Source organism: Lysinibacillus fusiformis (assembly GCF_002845985.1).
Classification (GTDB): domain Bacteria; phylum Bacillota; class Bacilli; order Bacillales_A; family Planococcaceae; genus Lysinibacillus; species Lysinibacillus fusiformis_D.
Window position 1 is genome coordinate 107,973 of record NZ_PDFK01000009.1, and the last position, 24,915, is coordinate 132,887.

General features: G+C 37.9%; 22 protein-coding genes. 7 read left to right on the forward strand and 15 right to left on the reverse strand.

Annotation, left to right across the window (positions count from 1 at the left end; all coding sequences use genetic code 11):
* Window positions 1–3: 3 nt before the first annotated feature.
* Window positions 4–786 (reverse strand): class I SAM-dependent methyltransferase, encoded by a 783-nt coding sequence (locus tag CRI88_RS20280; protein ID WP_101966974.1) that lies wholly within the window; start codon window positions 784–786, stop codon window positions 4–6.
* Window positions 787–1,466: 680 nt separating this feature from the next.
* Entirely contained in the window at window positions 1,467–2,087 is a 621-nt protein-coding gene (locus tag CRI88_RS20295; protein WP_101966975.1) for a TetR/AcrR family transcriptional regulator, read from the reverse strand.
* Window positions 2,088–2,212: 125 nt separating this feature from the next.
* Here CRI88_RS20295 and CRI88_RS20300 point away from each other — a divergent pair, with 125 nt between their 5' ends.
* From CRI88_RS20300 to CRI88_RS20310, 3 genes are all read left to right on the forward strand, one after another.
* The gene (locus tag CRI88_RS20300) at window positions 2,213–4,399 is read left to right on the forward strand and encodes an MMPL family transporter (RefSeq protein ID WP_101966976.1); all 2,187 of its coding nucleotides are present in this window, start codon (window positions 2,213–2,215) and stop codon (window positions 4,397–4,399) included.
* A gap of 142 nt (window positions 4,400–4,541) precedes the next feature.
* Window positions 4,542–5,402: a PucR family transcriptional regulator gene (locus tag CRI88_RS20305; protein ID WP_058844870.1), complete on the forward strand. Its 861-nt coding sequence runs from the start codon at window positions 4,542–4,544 to the stop codon at window positions 5,400–5,402.
* A 103-nt stretch (window positions 5,403–5,505) separates the two neighbouring features.
* Window positions 5,506–6,588, forward strand: a complete 1,083-nt coding sequence (locus CRI88_RS20310) for an ABC transporter ATP-binding protein (RefSeq protein ID WP_101966977.1) — start codon at window positions 5,506–5,508, stop codon at window positions 6,586–6,588.
* 86 nt (window positions 6,589–6,674) lie between these two features.
* Here the strand turns inward: CRI88_RS20310 and CRI88_RS20315 are convergent, their stop codons facing one another.
* The 8 genes from CRI88_RS20315 to CRI88_RS20350 all read right to left on the reverse strand — a co-directional run bounded on the left by CRI88_RS20315 (window position 6,675) and on the right by CRI88_RS20350 (window position 15,397).
* Window positions 6,675–7,556: a MurR/RpiR family transcriptional regulator gene (locus CRI88_RS20315; RefSeq protein WP_101966987.1), complete on the reverse strand. Its 882-nt coding sequence runs from the start codon at window positions 7,554–7,556 to the stop codon at window positions 6,675–6,677.
* 62 nt (window positions 7,557–7,618) lie between these two features.
* Window positions 7,619–8,512 carry an N-acetylmuramic acid 6-phosphate etherase gene (murQ, locus tag CRI88_RS20320; RefSeq protein ID WP_036118138.1) on the reverse strand — a complete coding sequence of 298 codons (894 nt, stop codon included), beginning with the start codon at window positions 8,510–8,512 and terminating at the stop codon, window positions 7,619–7,621.
* A 5-nt stretch (window positions 8,513–8,517) separates the two neighbouring features.
* On the reverse strand, window positions 8,518–9,531 hold the full coding sequence (locus CRI88_RS20325) for an N-acetylglucosamine kinase (protein ID WP_101966978.1): 1,014 nt from the start codon (window positions 9,529–9,531) through the stop codon (window positions 8,518–8,520).
* Window positions 9,518–10,345 carry a carbohydrate ABC transporter permease gene (locus CRI88_RS20330; RefSeq protein ID WP_101966979.1) on the reverse strand — a complete coding sequence of 276 codons (828 nt, stop codon included), beginning with the start codon at window positions 10,343–10,345 and terminating at the stop codon, window positions 9,518–9,520. The genes CRI88_RS20325 and CRI88_RS20330 overlap by 14 nt, the downstream gene beginning before the upstream one ends.
* A 12-nt stretch (window positions 10,346–10,357) precedes the next feature.
* Window positions 10,358–11,302 (reverse strand): carbohydrate ABC transporter permease, encoded by a 945-nt coding sequence (locus tag CRI88_RS20335; RefSeq protein ID WP_058844868.1) that lies wholly within the window; start codon window positions 11,300–11,302, stop codon window positions 10,358–10,360.
* Between the two features lie 86 nt (window positions 11,303–11,388).
* Complete coding sequence (locus CRI88_RS20340; protein ID WP_180957830.1) at window positions 11,389–12,702, reverse strand: ABC transporter substrate-binding protein; 1,314 nt, start codon at window positions 12,700–12,702, stop codon at window positions 11,389–11,391.
* Window positions 12,699–13,718 carry a serine hydrolase domain-containing protein gene (locus CRI88_RS20345; RefSeq protein ID WP_101966980.1) on the reverse strand — a complete coding sequence of 340 codons (1,020 nt, stop codon included), beginning with the start codon at window positions 13,716–13,718 and terminating at the stop codon, window positions 12,699–12,701. Before CRI88_RS20345 ends, CRI88_RS20340 begins: the two co-directional genes overlap by 4 nt.
* Window positions 13,719–13,882: 164 nt before the next feature.
* Window positions 13,883–15,397 carry a DHA2 family efflux MFS transporter permease subunit gene (locus CRI88_RS20350; RefSeq protein ID WP_036118147.1) on the reverse strand — a complete coding sequence of 505 codons (1,515 nt, stop codon included), beginning with the start codon at window positions 15,395–15,397 and terminating at the stop codon, window positions 13,883–13,885.
* A 157-nt stretch (window positions 15,398–15,554) separates the two neighbouring features.
* Here CRI88_RS20350 and CRI88_RS20355 point away from each other — a divergent pair, with 157 nt between their 5' ends.
* Window positions 15,555–16,466 carry a TetR/AcrR family transcriptional regulator gene (locus CRI88_RS20355; protein ID WP_036118149.1) on the forward strand — a complete coding sequence of 304 codons (912 nt, stop codon included), beginning with the start codon at window positions 15,555–15,557 and terminating at the stop codon, window positions 16,464–16,466.
* 100 nt (window positions 16,467–16,566) lie between these two features.
* Here CRI88_RS20355 and CRI88_RS20360 read toward each other — a convergent pair whose 3' ends face one another.
* Together CRI88_RS20360 and CRI88_RS20365 are read right to left on the reverse strand one after the other, a co-directional pair.
* Window positions 16,567–18,210 (reverse strand): sensor histidine kinase, encoded by a 1,644-nt coding sequence (locus CRI88_RS20360; RefSeq protein WP_089934951.1) that lies wholly within the window; start codon window positions 18,208–18,210, stop codon window positions 16,567–16,569.
* Window positions 18,207–18,908 carry a response regulator transcription factor gene (locus CRI88_RS20365; protein ID WP_101966981.1) on the reverse strand — a complete coding sequence of 234 codons (702 nt, stop codon included), beginning with the start codon at window positions 18,906–18,908 and terminating at the stop codon, window positions 18,207–18,209. The genes CRI88_RS20360 and CRI88_RS20365 overlap by 4 nt, the downstream gene beginning before the upstream one ends.
* 103 nt (window positions 18,909–19,011) lie before the next feature.
* Between CRI88_RS20365 and CRI88_RS20370 the strand changes: the two genes are divergently transcribed.
* The 3 genes from CRI88_RS20370 (at window position 19,012) to CRI88_RS20380 (ending at window position 21,348) form a co-directional block, all read left to right on the forward strand.
* Window positions 19,012–20,151, forward strand: coding sequence for a DUF418 domain-containing protein (locus CRI88_RS20370; protein ID WP_101966982.1), 1,140 nt, complete (start codon window positions 19,012–19,014; stop codon window positions 20,149–20,151).
* 231 nt (window positions 20,152–20,382) lie between these two features.
* On the forward strand, window positions 20,383–20,922 hold the full coding sequence (locus tag CRI88_RS20375) for an SLOG family protein (protein WP_371327994.1): 540 nt from the start codon (window positions 20,383–20,385) through the stop codon (window positions 20,920–20,922).
* Between the two features lie 111 nt (window positions 20,923–21,033).
* Window positions 21,034–21,348 (forward strand): hypothetical protein, encoded by a 315-nt coding sequence (locus tag CRI88_RS20380; protein ID WP_036118164.1) that lies wholly within the window; start codon window positions 21,034–21,036, stop codon window positions 21,346–21,348.
* A 47-nt stretch (window positions 21,349–21,395) separates the two neighbouring features.
* Here CRI88_RS20380 and CRI88_RS20385 read toward each other — a convergent pair whose 3' ends face one another.
* The 3 genes from CRI88_RS20385 to CRI88_RS20395 all read right to left on the reverse strand — a co-directional run bounded on the left by CRI88_RS20385 (window position 21,396) and on the right by CRI88_RS20395 (window position 24,894).
* Window positions 21,396–22,790 carry an L-cystine transporter gene (locus CRI88_RS20385; RefSeq protein ID WP_036118167.1) on the reverse strand — a complete coding sequence of 465 codons (1,395 nt, stop codon included), beginning with the start codon at window positions 22,788–22,790 and terminating at the stop codon, window positions 21,396–21,398.
* Window positions 22,791–23,548: 758 nt separating this feature from the next.
* Entirely contained in the window at window positions 23,549–24,403 is an 855-nt protein-coding gene (locus tag CRI88_RS20390) for an IS3 family transposase (protein ID WP_145991322.1), read from the reverse strand.
* Window positions 24,388–24,894, reverse strand: coding sequence for a helix-turn-helix domain-containing protein (locus CRI88_RS20395; RefSeq protein ID WP_180957783.1), 507 nt, complete (start codon window positions 24,892–24,894; stop codon window positions 24,388–24,390). Before CRI88_RS20395 ends, CRI88_RS20390 begins: the two co-directional genes overlap by 16 nt.
* Window positions 24,895–24,915 lie beyond the last annotated feature (21 nt).

A 24,915-nucleotide genomic window follows, 5' to 3' on the forward strand; every position in this document is an offset into this window, starting at 1 on the left:
TGGCTATCCTTGCTTTTTTGCAATGATGGTAATGTGACCAAAATGATGGCGAGCATGATCAAAATGCTCAATTATTTCAAGGAAATATTGCTCATCATCCGAATTTTTCCGTGCATTTTCAATGATACGTATTAAACCATCTAAGCCCTCATCTCGTATAAGCCCTACCAAAGATACTAAGTGGAGTTCTCCAGTATGCACATCTACAGGTTTGAATCCTGTATTTTCAACTAAAGTTTGCCAATGCTGCTTTGATAGTGGCTGTGCCTTCACAACAATGACATTACGCAGTGCCTCAATTTCATCAGTAACACTTTCTTCACTTGATGCTTTAACAACTAAATCATGTGTTGCTAAAATACCGCCTGGCTTCAAAACCCTCCTATATTCAGCTAAAGCCTGTTCTTTTAATTCCTGTGGTAGCATTGTGAGCATCGCTTCATTTATAACCACATCGAAGGTTGCATCATCAAATGGTAATTGTGTAGCATTTCCTTGTTGAATTTGAACGAGATGCTGTACATTTTCACGAATAATAATCTCATTTGCTGTTTGAACTACCTCTTTATTAATATCAATTCCGCTTACTTTAGCATTGTATGCTTTGGCAATATGTATTGCTGTCGCTCCTGTATTCGTAGCCACCTCCAGGACATGGCTATCTTCATGTAGCTGACAAGCCTCTAATATTCGGTTCGTAGCCTCCTTTCCACCTGGACGTAAAATTGTCTTTCCTAACTTCGCTAAAAAGAGATGTGTAGGTAAACGCTGTTCTGTCGAATTCATTTTTTCTCCTCCTCTGTCATCTATAGCTACACTATAAATGAGAACCATTATCAATGTATGTGACCCATATCACAATTAAAGGAGTTACCTCAAATAATGAGATAACTCCTTTAATTGTGTTGAAAAACAAAACAATCCATAGAGTTTTGGTGACAGGTGAAAATGGATTTCCGTTGCAGGCTACTTGCTTTCCTGTGGGCGAGCGCATAGCCGCTCCGTTTAGAGGCTTGCCTGTCTCACTATCCCACGGGAGTCAAGTAGCCTTCCACTCCAACCTACAAAATGTTACCTTTTTAGCAGAGGTTTTCAAATAAATGAAGGTGTTCACCACTCTTTATGAAGAGGTGTTGTCACTCATTAAGAATACAGATAATGGGCGATTTGATTGCTATGCTACTATGAAAAAAGTTAAGACACTTTGCAGAATGGTTGATTGGAGTGGAGCCAGCGTCACTCCTAGGGGATTTAGCGTCACAGAGGAGACCCTGGAGCGAACGGAAGTGAGTGAAGCGGCTCATCGGACGCCCCCTGGAAAGGACGCTGGCGGAACGGAAATCACCCCCCACCTTGCTAAAAGGTCGTTTTCTGCTAGTGACATGATCTTTTTTCAACAACATAACAGGAGTTACCTCGAATAATGAGATAACTCCTGTTATCAAAAATCACATAATCATTAAGTTTTATTTATTTTCAACAGACAGCCAAAAGAAATTTGTTACTTCCTTTGCCGTCACATCTACTGAGCCTAGCAAAGTTTTACCGTCGCCATCTTTAAAATATCCTACTGTCATTAATGCCATAAAGTTATGAGCGAAAAATTTAGCATTTCCTTTTCGAATCGTGCCATTATCCATCTCCACTTGCATGGTCTGCTCTATTGTTTGATACATATCATTTTCAGATGCCTGTACTTGTTTCAGCTGTGGTTCCAATAAATTGATGGTTGCCTCTTTCATAAAATTTTTCATATCAATATCGATAGTCGCTGATAAATGAACTGCCACAAGCTGCTCTAATCGCTCTTTAAATGGTATAGGCTGCTCTAAAATTTCTAGGATAGATAGCTTGATTCGATCCATCATAGCAATTAATGCAGATGTATATAATTCACCTTTAGTTGGGTAGTAGTAATAGATAGTCGCCTTTGTTACGTTACAAGCTTTAGCTACATCATCCATCGAAATATTTTTGTAGCCTTCTTTAATAAAAAGTCTTGTGGCCGTTTCAAGGACAAGATCTTTTGTTGGTTTCGCATTTCCATCATGGCGAGGTCTCCCGAGAACACGCGGTGATTGTTTCAACAAGTTCGCCTCCTTAAATTAAGCATACTTTTTACACATAGTATAACATATGAATATTTCTAGGTTGATTAATTAACCTTCTAGTATATATAATTAAATCACTTACATGAAATGGAGGTCTTCTCATGAAAAAACATCCACTTGAGCAATGGGGCTCAATGGTTGCAAGTAAAAAGGGTCGCTTATTAGCATTAGCTTTTTGGGTGTTATTAGTAGTGGTGCTGTCGTTTGCATGGCCACAAATCAATAGTATAGAAAGTGAATCCGGTAAAAATTTACCTGATACTGAAATGTCTGAGCAAGCAGCGGCGATTATTGCCGAGCAATTCCCTAACGATGCTGGAACACCTTTATTACTAGTTTGGCATCGTGACAGTGGTCTTAGCATTGGGGATTTTACGGCTATCCAAGGTGTTTATAGCGAGCTTCAGGCAAAGCCCTTAGCCCATCAAACAATGATCCCACCATTTGATCAAATGCCACCACAGGCTTTAATGACTTCCGCTTCCGAAAATGGCACAACGATTGTGACACCAGTGTTTTTTGAAAAAGATGTCGCTACAGATATGCTACAGGATAGTTTAGATCATCTGACAAAGGTAATGGAACGCTATCAAGTTCAATTAGATGAGAAATTATCCAGTGATGCACTCCATGTCCGCTATTCTGGACCAGTTGGGATTGCCACTGATGCTGTCAGTTTATTTTCACAGGCAGATGTGAAATTATTAATAGCAACCGTATTGCTCGTTTTAGTATTACTTATTATCATTTATCGTTCACCATTACTGGCTATTATTCCTTTAATTGTTGTAGGTCTTGCCTATGGTGTTATTAGTCCGACACTTGGTTTCTTTGCTGACCAAGGATGGATAGATAAGGATTCGCAAGCAGTATCCATTATGACTGTTTTACTCTTTGGTGCAGGTACTGACTATTGTTTATTTTTAATTTCTAAATATAGAGAAATTCTCTTAGATGTTGAGGATAAGACTGCTGCTATGAAGCTGACTGTCAAAGAATCAGGTGGTGCCATTTTAATGAGTGCTTTGACGGTTGTCATTGGTCTAGCTACTCTTAGTCTTGCTCATTATGGTGCATTCCAACGCTTTGCTGTGCCATTTAGCTTTGGCGTGCTTGTAATGGGAATTGCAGCACTTGTTGTCCTACCAGCTATTCTTGTCATAATAGGACGTGTAGCTTTCTTTCCCTTCATCCCTCGTACTGAGGAAATGGCAAATAAAAAAGGTAAAAAGCAGCATAAACCTTCACATAAGGTTAGTCATAAAATCGGACGTTTTGTTACACATAAACCATGGATTGTTATTGCTGTAACAGTCATTTTACTCGGGGGATTGGCAGCATTCGTTCCACGTATTCAATACACGTTTGATCTGCTTTCATCCTTCCCAAAAGATATGCCGTCCCGAGAAGGCTTTACTTTAATAGAAGAGAATTTTTCTCCTGGAGAGCTAGCTCCTGTTCAATTGGTTATTGATACTGAAGGTACCGATATTAATTTACAGCAACAACTTGCTGACATCTCTTATATTGATAGTGTTGCAGATGTACAAACTGGCGATAAAAATAAGGCTATTCAATTGTACGAATTAACTTTCAATGTCAACCCCTATGCAAAGGAATCATTAGCCCATATTCCTGAGCTTCAAGCTGAGGTAATTAAAATGTTGGAGGTACAAGGGCTCACTAGTGCTGAGAAGCATGTTTGGATTGGTGGAGAAACAGCCAGCCAATACGATACACAACAAATAACTAAGCGTGATGAGACCGTGATCATGCCAACCATGATTGCTTTAATCGCATTATTATTGTTTGTTTATTTACGCTCTATTACTGCTACGGTTTATTTATTAGCAACCGTTATTATTTCCTACTTTGGAGCATTAGGTGCTGGATGGCTAATTTTGCATCATATCATGGGTGCAGAAGCCATTTCTGGAGCTATACCACTGTATTCCTTCGTGTTCCTAGTAGCACTCGGAGAAGATTATAATATCTTTATGATCTCAGAAATTTGGAAAAAGCGTAAAACTGCTGATCATTTAACAGCTGTAGAAGAAGGTGTCGTCCGAACAGGAAGTGTTATTACATCCGCTGGACTCATCTTGGCAGGTACGTTTGCTGTGTTGGCAACTTTACCGATTCAGGTGCTTGTTCAATTTGGTTTCGTTACAGCCATCGGTGTGCTTCTCGATACATTTATTGTACGTCCATTGCTTGTACCAGCAATCACAACAGTACTAGGTAAATATGCATTTTGGCCAGGGAAGTTATTTAAAAAAGAGGCCTAAACAGATAACACGGACATTAGATAAGTATGACTATCATACTTGCTAACATCCGTGTTTTTTCTATTAATACTATAAACATTTCATCATATAATTATACTAATTTAACTTTATTACTCTCCATTCAAATAAAGGAGTGGCATAAATGAACCTTCAAAAACTACAGCAACGCTTCCCATTATTAACCCCCTTTTCAGGTAAAACAGACGGAAACTATGTATTTAATTTTGACAACCATCTTTATGAAATTCCAGCACATACCGTGACACAAAGTGAATTTGAGCTGTTGCAAATTTTCTCAGATCCCATTGCCTTGCCACATGACTACGATAGGATTTGGCTAGATTATTTAACAGACCTAACGGATATTGCTCCATCTATCCTTCCTCTACATCGTTTGTTATTTCTTCACTTCGACAAAGATTTTACAGCACCTGCATTACTCCGCACAATCTTTGAAGCTTTACTAGGAAAAGATATTTTCATGCTATCCATACATCCACAATTATTTGTCATAATCGAATGTATTAAGGGTGATGAAATATTAAATTTTGCTCATTATCTTGATCCATTAATCGAGGATTTACAGGCTCATTTTAAGATTTTCGTATCTGATGTTATACCAGACGTAACGACGACTAAGGAGCGATTTAGCTGGTATGTCCACCTTCAACAATTTATTTGGACCTATACACCAAAGCATGTACTCACACAGCAGGAGATTTTAGTGCCATATGTCATGCAGCGTATAGAGTCACATGAAAAGGAGATTTTTATTTCCTCTGTCTTAAAAAGTGCCACCTCTCAGCCTGAATTACTCCATACGATAAAGCAATTGATTGAATATGAAGGGAATATCACATTAGCTTCTAAAAAAATGTATATGCATCGCAATACACTACAAAATCGCTTAGAAAAATTTCAGCTATTGACGCAAAAGGACATTCGGCATTTTTCTCATCGACTAGATGTTTATTTCGCAATTATTTTCTTAGAATCACTTTAGGTTAACTGCACAATTAATGGCCTCAACACTGTGCACTGTTTCTCTATCACTCTGTGCTGAAGTTATTTACAATAAAATTATGTCTTACAAAGGGGTGTATATTATGGCGGAATTACGGTTAGAGCATATCTATAAAATTTACGATAAAAATATTCAGGCTGTAACTGATTTCAATCTGCATATTCATAATAAAGAATTCATTGTGTTTGTAGGTCCATCTGGCTGTGGAAAAACCTCAACTTTGCGTATGATTGCTGGCTTAGAGGACATATCAAAAGGAGAACTCTATATTGATGATGTCCTAATGAATGATGTGGAGTCAAAAGATCGTAGTATTGCCATGGTATTTCAAAGCTATGCTTTATATCCACATATGACAGTCTATGATAATATGGCGTTTAGCTTAAAGCTCCGAAAGGTCGATAAAAAGGAAATAGATCACCGCTTCAAAGAGGCTGCTAAAATATTAGGTTTAGAGGATTATTTAAAAAGAAAGCCAAAAGCTTTATCAGGTGGACAACGTCAGCGTGTGGCACTTGGTCGAGCTATTGTTAGAGACGCTAAAGTATTTTTAATGGATGAACCTCTTTCTAATTTGGATGCCAAATTACGTGTGCAAATGCGTGCTGAAATCCAGAAACTCCATCAACGAATTCAAACAACTACAATCTATGTTACGCATGACCAAACAGAGGCTATGACAATGGCTACTTGCCTCGTCGTGATGAAGGATGGTCTTATTCAACAAATCGGGACGCCAAAGGAAGTATATAATACACCTCATAACATGTTTGTGGCAGGCTTTATTGGTTCACCATCCATGAACTTATTCCATTGCCACCTTACAGAAACAGAGATCCTTTTAGGAGAGCAGAGCTTCCCTATCCCATCCATGTACGTACCATTGTTAAAGGAAAAAAATTATTTTGGGAAAGAGATTGTTATGGGTATACGTCCTGAGGATTTACAAATTACGGATGTCGTTTCTCCCTTTGCTTTTAAGGCAACTATTGATGTTACTGAATTACTAGGTGCAGAAACTTATCTTTATTGTTCTTTAAACAATCAAAATTTCATTGCACGCGTACAGGCTGACAATAATTCACACCCATCCGATAGGGTTTCCTTTGTCATGAGGGAGGAAAAAATCCACTTCTTTGACCCTGAAACAGAAGAGCGCCTTTAAGCATACACTCTAGAGGAAGGCGTCGACTACAGCTGAATCGAAACCAAAAACGAAGACGATACTATGGGATAATAGATCGCCTTCGTTTACTTTATTTTATTTTTTCGTTTCGCCACTTTTTTATGCAGCCCTTGAATGACTGAACGTGTTTCGTCTAAATAGTCAACTGTCTGCTCATAGGCACTCGTCACGACTCCCATAAATAAAATATCAATGACGAGTAGTTGGGCAAGGCGTGAGGAGGTTGCACCACTTCTAAAAGTAGCTTCAACATTTGGAGATACATATAAGCAAATGTCCGCTAAACTAGCTGCTAAAGAACTACCATAGCGCGTTAAACTAATTGTAGTTGCCGGTGTTTCCCTAGCTATCTCAAGAATTTTAGCCACTTCATGTGTTTCTCCAGAAAAGGAAATGCCCACTACGACATCTCCCTCCTGTGCATTGACTACCGCTGTAGCTCCTAAATGTAGGTCCATAAAAGCTCTACTATTTTTATTGATTCTTGAAAATTTTTGATCTGCATCCATTGCTGCTATACCTGAAGCACCCACTCCAAAAAATATAATTTTACGAGCTTGTGATAAAGCAGTGACGGCACGCTCTAATTCAACTATATCTATTAAATTAGCTGTTTGTGCCAAAATTTCACTACTTTGCATCGTCACCTTTTCTACAATCGATGGCAATGCTTCATTTGCCTCAATATCCCGATCTACTGTTTTCGTATGTTGTAAATCACCAGCGATACGTAATTTCAGCTCTTGAACACCACTTATATTTAACGATTTACACAGACGAATGACAGCCGCACTACTTGTATGACTTGCTTCTCCCAATTCAACCGCAGTCATTTTAATTGCCTGTGTTGGGTAGTCTAAAATAAAGCTCGCTACCTTTTTTTCTGAAGGAGGTAGCTTCTCTCGCATTTCTGCAAGCATAATTAAGCCAGCATTTATTTTGTCCATTCTTCCATCCTCATCTCTTGTTGAATGGAGGTTTCCATTCACATCTCGCATCAAAACTTTCTTCATTCCACTGCTCTACGTACATGCCCTTCGGATTGGGCTAGTAATTCCGTTGCTTCTTCTATTGTTGTATTCGTCAGTAGCATCACAATCGATAGCTTCACTTGAAAATTAGTTTGCTCCAAAACACTTTCAGCCTGACTATAAGCAACACCTGTCACATCACAAACTATTTGTTTGGCTCGCTCTCGCAATTTAAAGTTACTAGCATGGACATCCACCATTAAATTTTTATAGACTTTGCCAAGCTTGATCATTGTGGCTGTTGTAATCATATTCAGTATTTGTTTATGGGCAGTGGCAGCCTTTAATCTTGTAGACCCTGTCAAAATTTCCGGACCAGTAATCACCTCTATCGCAATGTCCGTATACTGACTAATGGCAGAATGAGAATTACTAACTAAGCTGATGGTTTTCGCTCCTATTTGCTGCGCGTATATTAATGCCCCCTTCACAAAAGGTGTTCTACCACTTGCCGCAATTCCAATCACTACATCGCGGTTTGTTAGCTGTCGTTTCTTTAATTCTGCTTCGCCTAATGACAGATCATCCTCCGCTCCTTCTACGGCAATCATGACTGCCTCTTCCCCACCAGCCAATATTGCCTGTACAAGCGCTGGTAAGGTACTAAATGTGGGCGGACATTCCACTGCATCAAGCAAACCAATTCGCCCACTCGTCCCTGCACCTACATAAAATAAACGGCCACCATTCTTCAGTGCATGAACAGTAGCTGTAATAGCTTGTTCAATCTCAGGTAAAACTTTGGCTATGGCTAACGGTATTTTTTTATCCTCTTCATTCATCAGCTTTACAATTTCAGCAGTGGACATTAAATCTAGATTTGTCGTATCTGGATGGTAGCCTTCAGTCGTCAGTTTTGTCATGCGTTCCATTGAATTTAAATCCCTCCCGCGCTCTTTTCATAGATGCTCATCCAAGTTCCCTTTACCGTTTGCTGTAAAGCTTCTGTCATTTGAATCCCCTCACTCAAAAGCCCATTAATGAAAGCACCAATAACAGGTGGCACTTCAGGTTGTATGAGCCGATTATGCCTAGTTGCTAGCCGTAATGTCTCTTGAAAACATTGCTTAAAATAAAGATTTTCAAATAAACCTCCACATATGACAATAGGCCAATTTTTCACTTGTGGTTCTTTTTTCAGCATCGTTTGGAGGAATTGCACTAAATGATGAATAGCCTGTTCGATAATATTCTTTGCTTTATCATTCTGTTGTTCAGCTAAACTTAACACCGTCCGAGCTATAGAGGCTATGAGGACACGTGGTTGTGGATGCTCATAAACATGGGTAATGATGTCAGTAGGATTTGTTAATGTTAACTGCTCTAAAATGGCCGCAGTAAAGACATCTCCATTCATGCCAAAAACATCATAATGCTGAGCAATTTCACGCAATGCCTCTTGCCCAATATAGTAGCCACTGCCTTCATCTCCAAATAAATAACCCCATCCTCCAACACGACTAACTTGATGATCTTTCCTGACAGCGTATACAATGGAGCCTGTGCCTGCTATTACAACGAGCCCTTGCTGGGTAAATGTACCGCTAGTAAGAGCCGCTACTGCATCATTGGTGATCGTTACCTTACAAGAGCTAGCAGGGAAAATGAAACCAATCCATTGCTCCCAGCGGACTTTATCTACTTGTCGATCTCCTCCTGCCACACATAAGAACACAGTCGAAACATCACTCTTTGTCGCAGCTATCTTTTGTAATAACTGGGCTAGTAGATGCTCAATCTGTATCCTTACCACGTTTGGTGGTGTCGCCTTCATATTTGTTCCGGCTCCTTCAACAACTGCCAGCACTTCTCCTTCTTTCGTTCCGACTACTGCGCGAGTTCTCGTTCCGCCTCCATCTACCGCAATAATGTATTGTCTATTTAATAGCACCAGCCGTCAGCCCTTCCATAAATTGCTTTGAAGCAATGAAGAATAATAGGATCATTGGTAATGATGCTAATGTTAGGCCTGCAAACAGCGAGCCCCAATCTGCGGAATGTTCCCCAAAGAGTGACATCATTCCAACAGGTATCGTCCGTTTCATTTTCTCTGTAATAAAAATAAGCGGGAAGAAAAAATCATTCCATGCAGCGATAAAGTTAATAATGACGACTGTTCCAAGTGCCGGTCTCATTAACGGTAATACCACATGCCAAAGGACTCTTAAGTTTCCTGCCCCATCTATACGGGCAGCCTCTTCCAGCTCATAGGGCATCGTTTTAAAAAAGCCTGTTAAGATCAGCATGGATAATGGTATGCCTGTCGCCATATTCATCAAAATTAAAGACCATAAGGAATTAATTAATCCTAAATCACGCATTAAAATAAAGAGCGGTACAATACCTAGCTTTATAGGGATCATCATGCCTAATAAAAAAATAAAAAACAATGCATGATTCCAAGAAAATTGAAAGCGAGCAATATAAAATGAAGCCAATGAACAAACAACAACAATCAATACAACAGATACAACGCTGACAAACAGACTGTTTAAAAAATACGTTGTAAATGGGATTTTAGATAATAATGTACGGTAAGTCTCTAAGCTAAAGCTAGTTGGTAAGCCTAATGGATTTTTGTAAATGTCCACGCTTTTTTTAAATGAAGATAAAATCATTAACAAAACGGGATATAAACTAATGGTCGCCACCATAAATACCACAAGATAATAAAAAGGTCGAACCCATATTGCACCTTGCTTCACTATATTCACCCCCTACATTTGGACATCCCTTTTATTGGCCAGGCGTAAAAATACCGTGGTACAAACTAAAATAAATAGGAATAGTACCGTTGCTAGCGCAGAACCTAGCCCAATAGCTGTCGCTCCAGAAGCTGTAGAGCTACCAAATGCCAAGCGATAGAAAAATACAGCTAAAGTATCTGTAGAATAATATGGCTCTCCCATGGAGCCCTGCATCGCATATACAAGCTCAAATGCCTCAAAGGACTGGATAAACGTTAAAATTCCCATGATCATAATAGATGGCACCATTAATGGCAAATAAATAGTGCGTAATAATGTAAAGCCTTTGGCACCATCCAATTTTGCTGCTTCAACTAACTCACTTGGAATTCCTTGAAAGCCAGCTAAAAATATTAAAACGCCAAAACCAAGCCCAAACCAACAATTCACTAAAATAATCGCTATTAAAGCTGTTCCAGGATCTCCAAGCCAAGCCTTTTGTAAGGTTTCAAGACCCAATTTCTCTAAAATAACATTTAAGGTACCAAAATTAGGATTTAAGATGAGCTTCCATAAGAAACCTACTACGATTACTGATAATAATCGTGGTAGAAAGAAAGCCGCCTTAAAAAACGCCGCTCCCTTAACTTTTTGGTAGATAATAAATGCAAGAAAGAATGCTAATCCATTCATCACTACCATTTGCAAAACAAAATACAGGACATTATGTTTGAAGGCGTTCCAAAACATGGAGCTATAAGGTTCTGTCGTAAAAAGCGTCACAAAATTTTGGAAGCCAATGAAACCGCCACGAGCCATCCCTTTCCATTCAAAAAAACTATAGGATAAAGCTGCTACTATCGGATAAAGTACAAACATTCCGTATACTATTAGTGCAGGAATTGGGAAAAGATGTATTGTCCATTTTGCCCACGATTTCCTCTTTCTTGACGATGAAGCTGTAGATTCTTTCATGCTGAACAGCCCCCTTTAATCATAATGAGACAACAAGACCCCTATACACCTTAGTGAAGTTTCAGGGGTCTATCTTAATACATTACTTATTGCTGAAAGGGCGTAAACCAAGCTTTAGCGTTTTCCTGTACTTTTTTGGCTACCTCTTCAGGCGTTACCTGATCTAAGTACATGCCCTGTAGCTCACTCTCAAGCAAGCTCTTTGTTGTCGGGTCCCCACCAGTAAAATTAGTCACCCACATATATGGTGTTGCTTCATTAGCAGTCGAGTTACTAATGTCATTTAGCAAGGCGTCATCAGAAGTAATGCCAGGAATAGCACTGATCATAGAAAATTCCCTCACAAACAGTTCACCAAATTCCTTTGTTGTTAAAAACGCTAAAAATTCTTTAGCTGCTTCTTTATTTTTTGAATTTGCATTGATCGCAAATGAACCATCTACCCAAGTTGTCACTGTTTTATGACCTTCTTTTGAAGGAATCGGGAAATACCCTAAATCTAAATCTGGATTCATTTCTAAGACAACAGGAATTTCCCAGCTACCGAGCGGGAACATCGCTGCATCCTCTAAAGCGAACAATGTACGAATATCATCCATTCCCAAGCCTTCTGAATTAGCTGGAAAATACTTTTTCAAGTCGTTCATCACTTGTATAGATTCGATAAACTGAGCGTCTGAGAAATCCTTTTCTCCCGTAAGCACTGCTTGATAGAAATCATTTCCTTCATAAATAGCGGGGCCCACAATACCGTGTAGCAACGATAATAACCAGCCTTCTTTTGTACCCATTGCAATGGGTGTAATGCCCTTTTCTAATAATTGATCATTTAAGGCTATAAATTCACCCCATGTAGTAGGAACTTCGAGATTATTATCTTTAAAAATCTTTTTATTATAGAAAAATTGCGTTGAGCTTAAATTAATTGGTACACCATACTGATTCCCTTGTTCATCACGTGAAGCCATTAATGCCTCTTCAGGATATGCACGCAAACCGCTTAAGTCATTTATTTTCTCAACATAACCCGCCTCTGCAAGCTTCAACCCAGCTGCATATGGACGCAAGTGGAAAATATCTGGTCCTTCCCCCGCTTGTAATGCTGTATTGAGGACTGTGTTATATTCTGTATTTTTAGTTGGGTTAAAGGAAATGTGTATATCAGGATGTTGTTCATTAAATAAAGCAATTACTTTTTCATATTTGGCAACATCTTCTGTCCGCCAACTCCCTATTGTTAGAGAAACCTCTTCTGTTTTCGGCCCGTCTTCTTTACCAGATGTAGTTGCGTTCGTTGATTTCTTATCGGTGTTACAGCCTACTAAAGCTACAACGAGTAATAAAAGAAACGGCAATAACCATTTACTCTTTTGTCTCATACCAACAGATCCACCCTTCATATCAGTAATTTTTCATAAATCATCGTATGAAGCTTCTCCCGAATCCTTCGCAGCTTTATATTTCTCCCATAATGCACCGCATTCGTTAAGAAAATAACAAATGCTTTTTGAATAGGGTCCATCCAAATACTCGTGCCTGTAAATCCTGTATGACCAAATGAGTTCTTGCTCCACCTCCTACCAAAACAAAGTGATGTATCGTCCCCTCTCCATACTTCAAAACCAAGTCCCCTATTTTTGAATGTTTTTGTATAGGTAAGCTCCATCCATTCATATGGAATAACCGTTTGTTGCCTGATCCCTAAAAAAATTTCCGCATACTTTGCTAAATCCTCTGCGCACGAAAACAAGCCTGCACTCCCAGCAACCCCATCGAGTAATAGAGCTTTTTCATCATGAACAATCCCCTGAACAAATTTCCCTGCAAACATTTCAGTTGATGCCGCAAGCCTTCTTTGTTGCTCCTGCAATCGAAAACGAGTATGGTGCATGCCCCATGGCTTAAAAATCTCTTGCTCTACAAAACTGTTGAATGAACACCCAGTAACCTGTTCAATCACCTTTCCTAGTAGAATCATGCCTAAATCACTATATACCACCTGTTTATTTGGCTGACACACTACTTCACTTGCCATTATCTCCTGCATGATGTCACGTCTGTGATTCCGCTCTACCACTGGTGTTAAATCTGCCGGTAGCCCTGAGCAATGCTGTAATAACTGTTGAATCGTTATATCTGGGTAATGAAATGTAGGCAAAAATGTTTGAACAGGCTCTCTTAATGTTAATTGATTTCGACTTATCAGCAGTAAAATAGCTGGTACTGTAGCTACAACCTTCGTTAAGGAAGCTAAATCAAACAGCGTATGATTTACAATAGCTTGCTTGCTACCATCCTCAGCTGTATAGGCTCCATAACTGCCTGTTAATAGCCTGTTTTGTTGCTGTTGAACAATTAATACAGCTCCTGGCAGTTCCTTTTCGTTCACTAAGTCATTGATATATGCATCTACCACGAAAGCACCTCATTATATAAAAATCTAAATTTTCTGTAAATTATTATTATCATATAAAATAAAATGATGAAAAATAACAACAATCCTAAAATTTTTTTTCAAATAAACATATAAAAAACCCCCTTCGTTGGTAAATGTTTTACCTATAAAGGGGGTTCTGTTCATTATTTAGTTGGTTTTTTTAAATCCATTGAAGCTGCTGTGCTTTCAACTTTTACACGTTTTAAGAAGAAGGCAAGTACTACTGCAATCACTGTTATACCCGCTGCAATTAAGAAGGAGTGTGTAATACCATCTAATAAGGCAGTTTGCATAATCTGATCTTGCATTTGTTGCATTTGCTCTGCTGTAGGTGCCGCTCCTGATTGTGCAGCATTCGCTTTGGCTTCTACAATTAATTCTTCTGCTTTTGCTTTTGTACGATTATTCATAAATGTAACTAAAATCGCACTACCGATTGCTCCTGATACCTGCTGTAATGTATTGTTAATAGCTGTACCATGAGGATTCATAATTTGTGGTAGTTGATTTAAACCGTTTGTCATAATTGGCATCATGACCATCGACATACCAAACATACGAATTGTATACATTGATACGATATATGTGTAGCTTGAATCAATTTCTAATTTTGTTAAACCAAATGTTGCAATTGTTGTGATTGTTAAGCCAATAATGGCCAACACTCGAGGACCAAATTTATCGAAAAGCTTACCAGTGATTGGTGACATAATCCCCATAACAAGTGCCCCTGGAAGCATCATTAAACCAGCCTCAAATGGTTCAATACCACGAATAGACTGTACATATGCTGGTGTTAAAATCATCCCTGAGAACATCGCCATAGAGATAATAACTGAGATGACAGACCCTAAAGCAAACATTGGGTATTTATAAATACGTAATTCCAGAAGTGGCTCATCCATTTTCAACTGCTTAATGATAAAAATTATTAAAGCGATGAAGCCAACTGTAATTGTTCCATATACCCATGGACTTGACCAGCCTTTATCCCCCGCTGTACTAAAGCCGTATAAAATACCACCGAATGCAACTGTTGATAAAAGGACTGAAGGGAAATCTAAGTGAACTTCACGTGTCTCCATCACGTTTCTTAGTTTCCACACACCAAATAATAAACTAATTATTGCAAATGGAATAATCATTTGGAAGAGCATACGCCAATCATGATGCTCCACAATGTAGCCTGATAATGTAGGACCAATTGCTGGCGCCATGATCATTACTAAACCAAAGATCCCCATCGCTGCTCCACGCTTCTCTTTCGGGAAGCTTGTTAGCATAACATTCATTAAAAGTGGTGACATACTAGAAGCCCCAGCTGCTTGCACCATACGACCTGCTAGCAGCACACCAAAGTTTGGCGCAAAGCCTGCCATAATTGTACCGATTGTAAAGATGGACATCGCTGTTATAAATAGATGTCTATTTTTAAAGCGTGTCACAAAGAATGCTGAAGCGGGCACTAAAATACCGCTCACGAGCATATACCCTGTTGCTAACCATTGTACCTTTGAATAGGTAATCCCAAAATCCTTCATGATTGTTGGTAATGCCACATTCAACAATGTGTTGTTTAGAAAAGCAACAAAAGCACCCACAAATAGAATAGCTATCATGCCATAAGGGGGCTTTTTCATTGTTTGCTCACTATTCATTTATATCCCTCAATTCTTTCTTGTGTTTTGCGATAAAACTTATTTTATACTCGTAGTCTACTTTTTTCAACAAATAAGTTTATATTTTTTATAAACGTTGATATGCAAGGGTTTTAAGTGTAGAATAAGAGTATAATAATATAAAAAAGGTGAGGTTATGAACAAAAGAAAAAGACAGATTATTACAGCAGCACGTGAACTTTTTATTGAAAAGGGTTTTCTAGATACATCGATTAATGACATCATCAATGCAGCTAAAATCTCAAAAGGTACATTTTATAATCACTTTACTTCGAAAAACGAATGCTTAATCGCCATTTTGGATGAAGGGCGTGAAGAAGCTAGTAATCGTCGTCATGAGCTTATCTATGGTAAAGACCCTACAGATTTAGAAGTATTGACACAGCAAGTCGCTGTTCTCATGTATGTCAATCGTGAACATAATTTAATACAGATTTTCGAATCCGTCTTCCAATCAAGAGATAAAGAACTAAAGAAAATCATTATTAACTACCATTTACAAGAATTAGAATGGCTAGCCAGCCGACTAGTACAAGTTTTTGGCGAAGAGATTAGCCCAATTAGCTATGAATGTGCTGTCCAAACACTTGGGATGATTAACCTCACTCTACGTGCTGTCTTTATTGCCGATTATAAATATATCAATCGAGAAGCTATTGTACGTGTAGCATTGCGTAATATTAGCGTAATTATACCCACGATGCTTGAGTCGAAAGAAATCATCGTGAGTGTTGAAATGATCAATACCATTCAAAATGTGGTGAACTATAAAACCGTTACAAAAGAAATGGTTATCGAACAATTACAAGGCTTTACAAAGGGTTTGTCGAACAACGAAACAATGGAAGGTTTGGAATATGCTCAATTCTTATTAGAAGAGCTACAGCGCGAAAAACCAAAGCTTTTTATCATCGAATCACTTCTTACTCCTTTCCGTAAGGCATTCGTTGGCACAGAACATATCGCAGAAGCGCGCGATATCGCTAATAACTTATGGCGCTATGTTAAAATTGAACAGCCAGCCGAGCGTTGTACGAAAAATAAATAAAACAAAAAGAGGTATCAAATAAAACACTTTGATACCTCTTTACTCTGTTTAATAAGCCTCGTCCTTCAAGAGCATTCCTCTCTAGAAATCGAATCTAACACTAGTGACATTGGAATTTTAGAACGAAGATGGTTCCATCTTGGCCTGAACGAACACTAATTGTGCCATTGTGTAAATCAATGAGCTGTTTCGTAATGGCTAGTCCTAGCCCTGTTCCTGTTGTATCATCTGTCGTATTCGTTCCTCGATAATAGCGTTCGAATAGATTATCGAGCTCCTCCTGCGGAATACCAGGGCCTTGGTCAGCAATGGTTAGCATTACTTCTTTACCAGTATGTTGTGCCTCCACAACGACCTTCGTGCCTTCAGGCGTATACTTTTTCGCATTAGTTATTAAATTATCCATAATCCGCTTAAGTAAAAGCTCATCTGCTTGCAGCAACACATCACCATATACCTTTACACATACCTGTTCATCTGCAAATTGTGGTAACCATATGGCTAGCGGTAATAACACTTTATCCAGCTGTATCGCTTTATTTTTTAATTGGTACGTATAGGTTAAATCCTGAATGAGTGCATCCATGTATGTCGCCTTTTCTTGCATGGTTTGTGCAAAAATACGCATCTCATCCTTTGTCCACTCATATTCCTCAGATGCAAGCATAGTGGAATAGCCATAAATGGAGCTTAACGGGGTCTTTAGATCGTGCGATAAGCCTGTTATCCACTCCTCACGTAAATGCTCTGCATGCTTGATTTGCCTTTCATTTGAATCAAGTCGTTCAGATAGATGATTGAGTGACTCCTCTACAGGTTGAAACAGTTTAAATTTCCGTTTTAACTTCCCTGTTTTTTGATGATGGATTTTTTTATCACTAATTTCACTGTAATCAAATTGAGTTAGTCGTTCAATGCGTGATATAACATAGACTAATGGTCGTACAAATTGTCGTGAAATACTGATGGATAAAAAGATAACGCCCAACAGCAATATAATATGCCCTCCAAAGAAGATAGAAACGAACAATACCATCGCCTTATTAAAAGGCTCTTCAAAAGGCTTATAAGATGGGTTAGGCATTCGCACAACAAATGTCATATCGTTGGCTAAGGCTGTGCTTTGCTTCAGCTCCGCATGCTCGAAAATATCGTATTTTTCCTCTAGTAATTGTGGCTTATTTAGCTTCTCATAGCGTTCGCCAATGACTTCAATCCGATTCCATTGCTCGTCATAGATTTCAACACTGGCTTTATTTTCTTTTAGACGTTGCCGTGTTACAGCAGAAATATTCCCTGTTGCTGTCCAGTTTTCAAGTGCCTCCTCAAAAAGTGGTTGGACAGGAGTAGTCGGAAGAAATAATAAATAGTAATTTGGCAGTTCCCACGTATGCATACCCGGTTGTTTCAATGCCAATAGTTCATTATCTGACTTGCCACATAATCCACATGTATCTCCCGTATAATCAACAATTGTCATGGATGAATCAAATAAATAGAGCTGTCCTACATTTTCCTCAGCTCTCTTCACTAAATAATCAGCAATTTTAACCGTCTTCCCTTTCTCTACAACTGCATCATCTTCAATTTCAAAGGAGCTCATAACATGAATATTGTCACCAACACGTTCATTGATAAAGATAGCGAAAAACACCAGACTTATAATAAAACCTGAAATGATCAATAGATAGAATATGATGAAATACGACACAAAACGGAGTGTTAATTTTCCAGCAGACTTCATGAAGAAATGTCCCCAACAAGCTTATAGCCAATACCTCTGACAGTGATAATGCAGGTCGGCTTTCCAGGATTTTTTTCTATTTTTTCTCGCAGCTTTCTTATATGTACCATCACTGTATTATCATCAAATAAGCAATCACCCCATACGCGCTCGTATATTTGCTCTTTTGATAACACTTGCCCTACATTGTCACATAAATATTTTAATAAATGAAACAAGCGACCACTGATTATTTCTTTCACCCCGTCTACCTCGATTTCTGCTGCGTCAATGTCAAATGTAAAACGGCTGCAAGTAAATACATGATTTTCTGGTACACTCTTTTTCTTCATGTAACGGACTAACTGTACCTTTACTCGTGCTACAAGCTCTAATGGGTTAAATGGTTTTGTAATATAATCATCTGCGCCATTCATAAAACCGCGAAGTTTATCTGCATCACTGCTTTTTGCAGTTAAATAAAAAATAGGGGCATCACTTTTTTCCCGAATCCTATTCGCGATATCCAGCCCACTTCCATCTGGCAGCATGATATCTAATAGATAAAAGTCAAATGTTTTAGTATTCATTTCATCTTTTGCTTCTTCAATTGTGTTACATAATGTAATATTGGTAATTCCTTCTTTTCTTAAAATGATTTCAATCATTTCAGCAATGGCACGTTCATCCTCTAACACTAAAATTGATGCGTCCTGCATTTCCTCACCTACTTTTAAGATTAATTTAAGGTAGTCATTATTTCACCATAAGCTTTTTTCACTATTCTATGTATAAGATAACCAATTAAGGAGATAAAACGCAATGATAACTAAACGAGTTACTTTCATTGATACGATGCGTGGATTTAGTTTATTTGGCATCTTAATGGCAAATTTGCTGATTTTCCAGTACGGGATGTATGGCAAAGATGAATTAAAAAATCTTTCTACCTTAGATAATGGAGCTTTATATTTTGTGAAAATTGTGATTGAAGGCTCATTTATGCCTATCTTCACTATATTATTCGGCTTCTCGCTTATTAAATTGATTGAATCCATTCGCAAGAAAAAGAATAAAAGCCGCTGGTCTATTTTACGCCGTGCAACTGGTTTGATTGCTCTCGGCTTACTTCATTCCACTTTATTATGGGAAGGCGATATTCTATTTTCTTATGGCTGTATGACTTTATTTTTGATTCCCTTTATTAATCGGAAGCCGAAAACGCTATTTATATGGGCCAGTATCCTTTTCGTCCTAACAACGGCATTAACATACGGCTCTATGGAAGCTTCAAAAAAGGAACAAAAAGAGCTAGATACCTATATTGAAAAAGCAGATAACGTTTACGCTAACGGAAGCTACTCAGAAATTTTTGATTTTCGAGCTAATGCTGAAGTACCGGGAATGGAAGAGCCAGCCTTCCTCTTCATTTTATTAATTTTTACACCGTTGTTCTACGCGCCTCTATTCCTTTTCGGTATGGCACTTGCTAAAAAGCAAGCCTTCATGGAGATGGATAAGGAAATGAAATGGTATAAGCTAGGTACTCTCCTCGTTCCTATTGGGCTCGTATGTAAAAGTCTAAGTTTTATAGAAAGTGCCTTTTCTTCCATCTTATTAATGGGTGGCGCTCAGTTACTAGCGGTTGGCTATGTTTGCCTTGCAGCACTCATTTATAAAACACGTCCTGTACAACTACTTGCACCAGCATTTGAGAGCGTTGGAAAACTGTCATTAACCAATTATTTACTACAAACCATTATTTGTACAACTGTTTTTTATGGCTATGGTCTCGGATTATACGGTAAACTGGGCGTCTTTGGTGGTATCCTATTCGGAATCGTTGTATATGGCTTGCAATGTGTTTTCAGCCTTGCCTATTTAAAGAAATTTAAACGTGGCCCATTTGAGACAATCTTACGGATATGGACGAATTGGTCTTGGACTGGGCAGGTAAAATAAAACTCAACAGGTAGGCAAATAAGAAAGGAATTATTTTATATGAATAGTGACACTAAAGAAGACTTTACAGACTCATGGTGGTTTTTAGGTATTTGTGCGGCTGTAGCAGTGATTCTAACACTACTTGCATTTTCATAGACAATTGCATGGAATTCGTTTTCATTTGCCCCCTACTGTATACTAGAACTACAACTATACAGCTTAGGGGGTATTTTGTTGTTACAGCGTATTATGATTACTGGCTATAAGCCACATGAACTTGGTATTTTTAATGATAAACATCCTGGCATTGCCATCATAAAAAAAGCACTGGAAGCCCGTCTACGCACACTACTTGATGAAGGACTGGAATGGGTTATTATCAGTGGTCAGCAGGGTGTAGAATCTTGGAGTGCTGAAGTTGTTTTAATGCTAAAAAAAGAATTTCCACATTTAAAATATGCCGTTATTACACCATTTTTAGAGCAAGAGAAAAATTGGCAGGACCATAAAAGGGAAAAGTATCAAACATTAATTGCCCAAGCCGATTTTGTTACAAGCGTGACCAAAAAACCATACGAAGCACCCTGGCAATTTGTTGAGAAGGATAAATTTATTATTCAAAATACAGATGGGCTTTTATTAATTTACGATGAAGAAAATGAAGGTTCTCCGAAATATATTAAGCGACTTGCTGAAAAATATATGGAATCTCATGACTACACTCTTTTAATCGTAAATGCCTATGATTTACAAGTAATAGCAGAGGACATACAGCAACAAGATTGGTAGAAAAATATTGATATAATTTTCTGATAATTATATACTAAAATTAATAAAATCCTTATTTGTAACTAGTTCACACACGGACGTTACTAATAATTTGAAAGGAGCTATCATCATTTGAATAAACAGATTGAAATGATTCTTGAAGCTTCTCCCGTAAATGTTGCTCACGATACCTACCGCAGAGAATGCCGCTATACACGAGGAATTCATATTGAAGAACAAGAATTTCTAGCTATTTTAAATACAATGAGCAATGATGCACGCCTCTATTTCGATTTCCATAATCCTCGGAAAGAGATTAAAAAGGGAACCTATTTAAATGGACACTCTGGTCTAGCCTACAATATTTATGATTACTATAAACAAAATTATAAAATTGAAGTTTCCGAATTAATTAATGGTAAAGATTTTTATGTAAAAATAATATAAAATGTAAGCCCCTTTAAAGTTTTACCTTTAAAGGGGCCTCTTTGATTTTATAGATCTGCTACTTGAGCACCTAATTCTTTATCATTGTACATTTCTGTATCCAATTCTTTTGTAATACGTGCTGTTGTAACACCCGCTGTCATTGACCCACTTACATTTAATGCTGTACGTCCCATATCAATTAAAGGCTCTACAGAAATTAATACACCTGCAAGTGCAATTGGTAAATCAAGTGCTGATAACACAAGAATAGCTGCAAATGTTGCACCACCACCAACACCTGCTACACCAAATGAGCTAACCGCTACTACCGCGATAACTGTAATAATGAAGATAGGATCGAGTGGATTAATGCCAACTGTTGGTGCGATCATAATTGCTAACATAGCAGGATATACACCAGCACAGCCATTTTGACCGATTGATAATCCGAATGAGCCTGAGAAGTTTGCAATACCCTCAGATACCCCAAGACGACCTGTTTGCGTTTTAATATTCATCGGTAAAGTACCCGCACTAGAACGAGATGTAAAGGCGAATAATAATGTCTCTGCAGATTTTTTCAAATACGTGAATGGATTTAATCCGCTTAATGTCAGAATTAATAAGTGTACTAGTAAAACAATAAATAACGCCACATAAGAAGCAATAACAAACTTACCTAAATTGTAAATCGCACCGAAATCTGATGTTGCAACAGTACGAGCCATAATAGCCAAAATGCCGTATGGTGTTAATCGTAAGACAATCGTTACGACACCCATTACAAGGGCATAGATTGCATCTAAGCCTTTTTTAATTGTAGCTGCTGTCCCCTCATCCTTACGTGCCACACGTAAATAAGCAAAACCAAGGAATGCTGAGAAAATAACAACCGCAATTGTTGAAGTAGAACGAGCACCTGTTAAATCAAGGAATGGATTTGCAGGGAATAGCTCGATAATTTGTGTTGGTAGATCTGGAGCTGCTAAGCCCGTTGTTTTTTCTTCAAGATATTGACCACGTGCAGTTTCTGCATCACCTTGTAAAATTTGTGTTGCATCTAAATCAAATACGGTTGCAGAAAAAATACCGACAGCCGCAGAAACCGCTGTTGTACCAATTAAAATGGCTAAAATAAGAGCTGCCATTTTCCCAAAGTTTTTGCCAATCTTCATTTTCGTAAAGGCAATTAAAATAGAAATAAAGACTAGTGGCATTGCTACCATTTGTAGCAATTTTACATATCCTGTACCTATAATGTTGTACCAAGATGTTGTTTTGGCTAACACTTCAGAATCTATACCATAGATAAAATGAAGTCCAAGACCAAGTACAATCCCTAAACCTAAACCTGCAAAAACACGATTTGAAAACTTGACGTGTTTTTTATTCATAACATATAAAATTCCAACGAACACAAGTAACACTGCTACGTTAAGAATGATTTGTAAATTCGACAATGGAATGCCTCCTAAGATGTTTTATAATAATGTAATCGAATTATATACCCATAATCCCTATAATTCAAGTATGTTTTATTAAGATTAATAAATTCCTAAAATAAAAACGATTTCTTCCTTTGATTATGCCCTTAAAATTAAAATCAATAATATTTATTAGCAATAAGTAAAAGGAGCCATTATAAAAGGGAATAGTAGATAGTTATCGAAAACGTTCATGAGGCTAACTTTTAACGTATAGACAGCTAAACTATAAGGCTTGATAGAATTGCTCATTTCAGTTGTATTAATATTCTAGTCAAAAACATAGAAGTTGGTGACAAAATGGTTACCAGAATTTTAAAATTGTTCATATTAACTACAAAATCTATACCCAAAATGCCTTACTGACGAACAAAAAACCTACATCGTTTAATGAACGAAGTAGGTTTTTCTTAGTGTTGAAAAACAAAACAGTCAATTGAAAGGTAGAAATGGATTTCCGTTGCAGGCTACTTGACTCCAACCTACAAAAGTATTACCTTTTTAGCAAAGGTTTTCAAATAAGGCGAAGGTCTTCACTACTCTTTATGGAGAGGTGTTGTCACACATCACTTCCCCACATTGAAAATAAGAGCTTATTCCCTCTAAAAATAATGGGCTATTTAATCGCTATATTACTATGAAAAAAGTAAAGGCACTTTGCAGAATGGTTGATTGTAGTGGAGCCAGCGTCACTCCTAGGGGATTTAGTGAACTGACCCCAAAAATTTGAACTTTTAAGAAACTCTTCGAAACTCAACTGGACTTTTTCCGTTGAGTTTTATTTTTATCCGCTCATGATTGTAGTAGTGGATAAAGTCTACTAACGCTTTTTTGAATGCTTCGTAGTTCTTAAACGTTGTTGCGTATAGAAATTCTGATTTCATAATGCCAAAAAAGCTTTCTATCACGGCATTATCTAAACAATTTCCTTTCCGTGACATACTTTGCTTGATTTCATGTGTTGCCAATAACGCTTTAAAACGTGGTATTTGATATAACCATCCTTGATCAGAATGGACGATTAAGCCACTCTTTTTCGATAACTTTGTATACGTAAACGCCTTCTTAAAAGACTGTTGAACTAACTCAAAATTAGGTGATTTTGATACCTCATACCCAACGATTTCTCGATTGAATAAATCTAATACAGCGGATATATAGATTTTTTGACCGTTTATTTTAAACTCCGTTACATCGGTTACCCATTTCTGATTGGGTGCAGTGGCTTCAAAATCACGTTGGATGACATTCTCTGCGACATAGCCGACTGTCCCTTTATACGAACGGTATTTTTTAGGGCGTACCGTCCCTTTTAAGCCCAATTCTTGCATCAATCGTTGGACCGTTTTATGGTTGATGAAAAACCCTTCATTTCGGAGGGCTAAACAAATACGACGATAGCCATAACGCCCCTTATGGTAATGAAAAAGCGTCTGAATTCGTTCTTTGATCGCCTGATATTTATCTGGTTTTACCCATTTTTGGAGATGATAATAATACGTACTTTTCTTAAGTTTCGCGACTTTTAATAGAGCTTGAAGAGGAAAATCCAACCTTAGCTCATAGACAGCTCTTACTTTTTCTTGGATTTGAAGGCATCCTTTTCTTGAACTAAGGCTTTCAACTTTTTTAAATAGGCATTTTCCATCCGTAAATACTCAATTTCGGCTTTTAACTCATCCGTTGTTTTTCCATTTAAATCGGACGAAGGTGGTTGTTTTTTTGGCATTGATTGGCGCTCCTTTTCTACTTGATAGAGCACCTCACCAGCCGTTGACATCCATTGTTTTTTCCATCTCCGAACGGTTTCACGGGAAGGAATATTAAACTTCGCAGCAGTCTGAAGGAGCGAATCGCCCGTCTCTATCAGGTGTTGAATTACTTTTATTTTAAAAGAATCTTCGTAATTCGTGAACCCTTGAGGACGAATAATTCCTTCGATGCCATGATAGCGATATAATTCAATCCATAATCGAATGTACTGTCGATCCCTCTGTAATCGATTGGCAATCTGATACGTACTTTCTTTTTCTTCAAAGTAAGCTAGAACTGCGGCTAATTTTTGTTCATCAGAAATCACTACCTGCACCCCCTATAGTAG